At 62.7% G+C, this 4,640-nt stretch carries 5 protein-coding genes; 4 read left to right on the forward strand and 1 reads right to left on the reverse strand.

The genetic code is table 11. The annotated features are described in order from the left end of the window. Positions 1 to 189 precede the first annotated feature (189 nt). Positions 190 to 339, forward strand: a complete 150-nt coding sequence (locus tag LC343_RS24875) for a signal peptidase II (protein ID WP_223479845.1) — start codon at positions 190 to 192, stop codon at positions 337 to 339. A 302-nt stretch (positions 340 to 641) separates the two neighbouring features. Here LC343_RS24875 and mntR read toward each other — a convergent pair whose 3' ends face one another. After that, positions 642 to 1,100, reverse strand: a complete 459-nt coding sequence (mntR, locus tag LC343_RS24880) for a manganese-binding transcriptional regulator MntR (protein ID WP_223479846.1) — start codon at positions 1,098 to 1,100, stop codon at positions 642 to 644. A gap of 306 nt (positions 1,101 to 1,406) precedes the next feature. On the opposite strand from mntR, the gene LC343_RS24885 reads away from it, so the two are divergent. The 3 genes from LC343_RS24885 to LC343_RS24895 form a co-directional block, all read left to right on the forward strand. Next, positions 1,407 to 3,074, forward strand: a complete 1,668-nt coding sequence (locus LC343_RS24885; protein WP_223479847.1) for a cytochrome c peroxidase — start codon at positions 1,407 to 1,409, stop codon at positions 3,072 to 3,074. Further along, positions 3,074 to 3,946: a phosphate/phosphite/phosphonate ABC transporter substrate-binding protein gene (locus LC343_RS24890; protein WP_223479848.1), complete on the forward strand. Its 873-nt coding sequence runs from the start codon at positions 3,074 to 3,076 to the stop codon at positions 3,944 to 3,946. Before LC343_RS24885 ends, LC343_RS24890 begins: the two co-directional genes overlap by 1 nt. Continuing rightward, a partial coding sequence (locus LC343_RS24895) for a phosphonate ABC transporter ATP-binding protein (RefSeq protein ID WP_223479849.1) occupies positions 3,946 to 4,640 on the forward strand: 695 nt, incomplete at its 3' end. The genes LC343_RS24890 and LC343_RS24895, both read left to right, overlap by 1 nt.

Below are 4,640 nucleotides of genomic sequence, written 5' to 3' on the forward strand. Positions count from 1 at the left end.
GGGGTCTGGCCTTTGCCGCCGGTGCGATGCTCTATGTCATCAGCCACGAAATCATCCCCGAAACCCATCGCAGCGGACATCAGAACAAGGCGACACTCGGACTGTCGATCGGACTTGTCATTATGTTGTTTCTCGATGTCTGGTTAGGGTGAATCCATGTTGCCAGCCGGACAAACGCCGGTGATCGGCATGGTTTTCGCCGTCGCGGCCTTTCTTGGCAACGTGGTGCACCGCCTCAGATTCCGGGCCGTAACGGATTTCCTCGATTTCTACGTCGGCTCCGCCCACTCGCCTGCCTTCAATATGGCCGATGTGTTTGTGGTCGGTGGTGTCGGATAACTTTTGGTCGCGCCGATGGCGCCATATCCGACGCCGGACCGATCCCTGAACGTTAATTGGCTTAAGCCCAACAGACGCGCCACTTCCCTTTCATTACGCATGACCAGTATATCCCTTGGCCGCCAGAACACAGTCCGGCGCTTCGATCGGTTTCCAATCCTGCTCGTTCCTGTCGCATTTTCCGCACTACTCGCTCAGTCCTTGTTGCGGTTCTCGTCAGCCGGAGTGCCTTTACGTGCCCCGAGTAGCCCTGCTTCACTCAAGTCGATCCAATGGGCATCAAGCGCGGTGCAAAAAATTTTCTATTTCTCGCAAAGATTTTTTTCGAACGCTGCCAGCGTCTCATCGCTCACGTGATGCTCGATCCCCTCGGCATCGCGTTCCGCGGTTTCCTCATCGATCCCAAGGCTCAGGAGGAAGGCGACCACGATCCGGTGCCGTCGCCGGCAGGCCTCGGCCAAAGCCTGTCCTTCCTCGGTAAGGAAGATCGCTCGGTAACGCTCTCGCCGAACGAGACCCGCTGTCCTGAGGCGTGAGATGTTCTTGGTGACAGTCGGCGGTTTCACTCCCAGCCGTTCGGCGATATCGACTGGTCGGGCCTCTCCGTGGGTTTCGATCAGCTCCGCGATCAGCTCCACGTAGTCCTCCGCTATCTCGCTTTCATGCGCCTGCCGCACGATTGCAAAGCCTTCCGCCTGCGCTTCCGGCGTCCGTTCCACAGGCGCAAAGGTCTCACGGACATGTGATTGCAGCTTGGTCATTCCGGAAGTCTGCCCTGAGATAGAAGGATTGACAACTTGTTTGCTTTAGGTTCATAAATTAGCCGTGTCTAACTTTGCAAGCTGGAGCACATTTTGGTCCGGAACCTCACAAGAGTAATGCTTGCAACATGTTTCGGCGCGTTCCTGTCGTTCGGCTCTGCCTCTGCGGATCCCGCGAAAGAAGCCCCATGGTATCCGGACACGGCGGCCTATCGACTGACGCTGTTCCTAGGGAACCTCAAGCCGTTGCCTTGGAATGTCATCGAGGCCGCTTGGTCCGATCCTTACCGCAACTCGGAGTTCTCGATGGGCGCGCTGACATGGCTGGCTGAGACGAGCAATGCCAACACTAGCTCCCTGATGGATGCGCTAGCACGCGAGGATCGACAGTCCCTCTTCGCCGCTGCGACACGATTGATCGCGCTCAGGATCGAAGAGGAGCTGGACCGTGCATTGGACGCGGACGATCCGGCAAGCGCGCAGCAAGCGGTGAGGACCGCACGCGAACTCTACCGCGCCTTCGCTGACGCCGTCGCCGCAGCCGATCCGGAGGCATCACGCCGGATCGGCTTGGCCTGGCTTGAACTCAACAGCAGCCTAGGGTCCGCCGGTGTTCTTGGCGCAGGTGCCATACCCGCCGAGCGTGAAACGATGAACGCGGCACGATCGGTAATCTCTGACTATCTCGCGGATAACTATCTCGTGGACGACTTCGCCCCGAGGCTGCAGCTGAGTCCGCTCCCCGAGACCGCCATCGCCGGCGGACGCGACGTTGAGATGCCACCAAGCCTGCCGCCAGGGTCCGACATCTTCGACCAGGATCCGCTGCCCCTGCTCGTCCTCAATTTCGAGGAGCAGGGCATCGATGAAACGAACCTGCCGCTTGTCGCTTACGGCGACATGCTGTTCGACAGCGCTCGGATCTTCGGCAGCCCGGCGCGCGACCTCGGAATCGCCTGCTCGACCTGCCACAACCGCTCGGACGTGAACCAGCGATTGTTCATACCCGGCGCCAGCCACCAGCCCGGCGCCATCGATGTGGACGGCTCATTCTTCAACCCGATCTTCAACGACCGGCGCGACGACCCCCTCGACATCCCGAGCCTGCGCGGCTTGCGCTTCACCGGCCCGTATGGACGCGATGGTCGCTTTGCATCGCTTCGCGACTTCACCCGCAATGTGATCGTCAACGAATTCGGTGGCGCCGAACCCACCCCCTTCATGCTCGACGCCCTTCTGGCCTATATGCTGGAGTTCGACTTCCTGCCAAATTCGATGCTGACTGCGGAGGGCACGCTGACTGATGAGGCATTGGACGCCGCGCGGCGCGGCGAAGAAATCTTCAATCGGCCATTGGCGGGACTCGGCGACCGCTCCTGCGCCAGCTGTCACGTGCCGGACGGCAACTTCCTCGACCGTCAGGCGCATGACATCGGGGCCGCCGGTCCTGCTTACGAGGGTGCGCGCGCAGGCGCATTTGATACGCCCACCTTGCTCGGGACGGCCTACACCGCGCCCTACTTCCACGACGGATCGCTGCCGACCCTTGCTGCTGTCGTGGACTGGTTCGACGAGACGAAATCGCTTGGACTTGCTGATGCCGAGCGCTCAGACCTTACCGCATACCTCGAGGCGGTGGGCTCGGCTGATGAGCCTTATGAGACTTTCGATGCAGAGAACACATCTTTCCGCCTCGCTTTTTCCGAGCTAACAACCTTCGCATCGACTCTCGACACGCTGCTGCCCCGGCGGGACGCAGAGCATATCCTGCTCCTTGCCGAGACGGTCGTCGCTGACCTCTCGGCCGATGCCAGCAGGATGTCCAACCTTGCCGGACGGCCTGAGGTCTATGCACTTGCCGGGCGATTGGCCCAGGTCGGTGCCGCCGTGCGGGAAGAAGACTGGCAGACCGCGGAGGCCCATTGGGACGCGTTCAAGGTCGAAGCCGAGACAATCCAAGAGAGGGCGTTCTGATGTCGATCCGCTTGACCCGCAGAGCGGCGCTGATCATTTCCGTCGCGGGCGCAGCGTTCTCGGGAACACAGCTCGCGGCGCAGGAAGACGTGCTTCGCCTCGCCTTCATTCCCCAGGAAAACCCCGAAAAACTGCTCGGTGACATCGCGGCCATCACCGGTTGGCTGGCGGATCAGATCGGCGTTCCGGTCGAGGGTTTCGTCACCATCGACCACGCCGCGGCCGTCGAGGCGCTGCGGAACGGTGACGCCGACATTTCTTTCATGGGCGCGCTCCCCTTCGTGCTGGCCGAGGCCGAGATCGACGCAGTGCCTCTGCTGTCCGAAGTCTATCGCGGCGCGCCGAGTTACACCGGGCGGATCTTCGTGCGCAGAGACAGCGGGATCGAGACGCTTGCTGATCTCGGAGGCAAGGATATCGCTTTTGCGGACCCGATCTCGGAATCGGGCTACCTCTATCCTCTGGCGGAATTCGTCGAGGCGGGATTGGTGGCAGGGCCCGGCGAAGCCGAAGCCTTTTTCGGCCGCATCTTCTTCGCGGGCGGATATCAGCAGGCGATGCAGGCGATGGCCGAGGGCCTTGTCGATGCCGCCGGCGCGAGCCAGTACGCCGACCTCCTTCTCACCCCGCAGCAGCAAGCCGAAGTCGTCTGGATCGCCGAGAGCGAACCGATCCCCAGCCACGTGGTGATCGCGCGACCGGGACTGGGCGCAGACCTCCGGTCGCGGTTCGTCGATGCGATGATGCGCCTCAACGAAGCCGGCAACCGCGGCCTGTTGCGCTATCTCTACGGACCCGACGGCTATGTCCGAGCGGACCCCGCTGCCTATGACGGGGTGCGCGACATGGCCCGGCGCTACGGGCTTCTCTGATGAGCGCCGCGGCGCAAATAGGCGATCTGAGCTTCTTCCATCCGGGCGCCAGTCTACCGGCATTGGACCATGTGTCGCTCATGGTTCCTGCAGACGAAAGCACCGCGCTGCTCGGTCCCTCAGGCGCCGGAAAAACGACGCTACTAGCCTTGCTCGACGGGCGTCTTCGCGGCTGGCGCGGTCGTGTCTCGGTCCTGGGCGCGCCGCTCGATCCCGATCATCCGCCCGCTCGCGCCAGTCGGCCTGACGTCGGCTTTATCTTCCAAGAATTTGCGCTGGTCGAACGCTCCTCAGTGTTGCGAAACGTGCTGAACGGGCGCCTTGGGCGCATGTCGCCCTTGCGTGCGGTCGTCGGATCCCCCGCGCCCCGCGATCTGGAGGCGGCCCGCGCCGCAATCGCAGATTGCGGCATCGCCGATCTGGCCGAGCGCCGGGTCGACAGTCTCAGCGGCGGGCAGCGGCAGCGTGTGGCCATCGCCCGATGCCTCGCCCAGGAGCCGCGCCTGATCCTTGCCGACGAGCCCGTCAGCAATCTCGATCCCGCCCGCGCCGTAGAAATCCTGACGCTTCTGACCGGCGCTGCGCACGCACGCGGCGCGACCGTGCTGTTCTCCTCACACCAGCCCGACCTCGCGCGGCGTTTCGCCGATCGTATCGTGGGCATGCGCGATGGCCGGATCGCCTTCGACGTGGC

This window comes from Oricola indica (genome assembly GCF_019966595.1).
Lineage (GTDB): Bacteria > Pseudomonadota > Alphaproteobacteria > Rhizobiales > Rhizobiaceae > Oricola > Oricola indica.